The following is a 1579-nucleotide window of genomic DNA, read 5'->3' on the forward strand; positions in this document are numbered from 1 at the left end:
AGGAAGTGCACCCGGCAGACTCCCACTGTCAACCTGCGCGCGATTCGATCTTCTGAACCTGCGCAGCATTGGCGGCCGCGCGGCCTGTTCGCCGGCGGCTGAAGAAGGGCGCTGGTCAGCCCGTGGTGAGTGCGGTCTGGGCGGTGGTGTGGCGTTTCGGGTCGTAGGTGGTGTGAGTGCTCCAGCAGGTCCAGAGCACGCGCATCCAGCGGGCGGCGAGGCCGCGGAGTGCGCGGTGGTGCTGCTGGCCGCGGTGGTCACGAGCCTCGCGGAACGCCGCCTTGGCCCAGGGTGCTTCCTTCATTGAGTTGTAGGCCCACCACATCGCGGCTTCGCGCAGGATCGTGTTGGCCGCGTAGCGGAAGCGGACCTTGCGGGACCGGCCGGAGGCGCGGGTGACCGGAGCCAGCCCGGACTCGGCGAGCAACGTCGCCTGTGTAGGGAACCGGGCGCGGTCCTCGCCGATCTCGGCGAGCAGTGTGCCGGTGAGGACTGCACCGACACCGGGGAAGCTGGCGAAGATCGGCGCGTCGGGGTGCTCGGCGACCGCGGCGGCGATGGCGTCGTCGTACTCGGCGAGCTGGGTGTTGAGCAGCTGCAGCAGCTGGGCAAAGGACTGGGCAGAGTGGGACTTGCCCGCGACGGTGCCGGTCGAGGCGGCGAGCAGGTTCTCGCGCAGCCGCTCGGCGAGGACCTGGCCGGGAACCCGGCCGGTGTAGCGGTGGCGGCTCAGGAACCCGTTCATCCGGGTGGTCTTGATCCGTGACGCGGCTGCCGGGGTCGGGTAGTCCAACACGAAGTGCAAGGTGATCTGCCGGTCGACCGAGGAGAACAGCCGCGCGGGCGCGGGGTGGTAGGCCTCGAGGATCGCCCGCAGCTGGGATTCAGTGGCCTGCTGGATCTGCTGGAGCCGGTCCCGGTCGCGGGTCAACGCTTTGATCTCGGCCAGCAGCGGTGACGGCGGGGTCAGGGCCCGCCAGCGCTCGTGCTCGTGGCGCAGGGTGTCGGCCAGCACGAACGCGTCAAGACGGTCGTCTTTGACCGCGGCAACCCGGTAGCGCTCCCGCGCTCGGGCGGCGATGCGCGGCGACACCGGAAACACGATGTGGCCGCAGGCCTGCAGATGCTCGACGAGCAGCCCCTCGGCGCGCTCGACAGCGATCGGCAAAGCTGTCCCGTGCCGGGCGAGCGCGGTGTCGAGCTCGGCCAGCCCGGCGACGTCATGCGTGACGCGCTGCTGAGTCAGCCGCGCTCCGGTGGTGTCCAGGACGCACAGCTGGTGTTCGCTGCCGCCCCAGTCGATGCCGACGAACGCCGGCCAGTCCCGCGAGTTGTCTTGATCGGACAAGAGGTTGCCCCTTTCTGGTGACGGGTCCCGCTCCAGGCCGATCCCCTTCAGGCGCTCATCAAGGTGCTCGTGGCACGACTCCCACTGGCCGATCGAGGAACGACCACCACCGGGAGGGACGAGTCTGCCGCTGGACCTCGAAGGTCACGCTGCCAAGGTCCTCTCCCAGTGGTGGAGGTGGACCAGCGGGAACTTCCCGCCGCTGCTGATGTTGACGGATGAGCGCTGCCA

General features: G+C 69.6%; 1 protein-coding gene. It reads right to left on the minus strand.

What is annotated here, in order from left to right:
- Positions 1 to 115 precede the first annotated feature (115 nt).
- A complete protein-coding gene (locus tag E1212_RS29070) occupies positions 116 to 1348 on the minus strand; it encodes an IS110 family RNA-guided transposase (RefSeq protein WP_131989023.1) in 1233 nt (410 codons plus the stop codon).
- Positions 1349 to 1579: the final 231 nt, after the last annotated feature.

It is taken from the genome of Jiangella ureilytica, assembly GCF_004348545.1.
GTDB classification, from domain to species: Bacteria; Actinomycetota; Actinomycetes; order Jiangellales; family Jiangellaceae; genus Jiangella; species Jiangella ureilytica.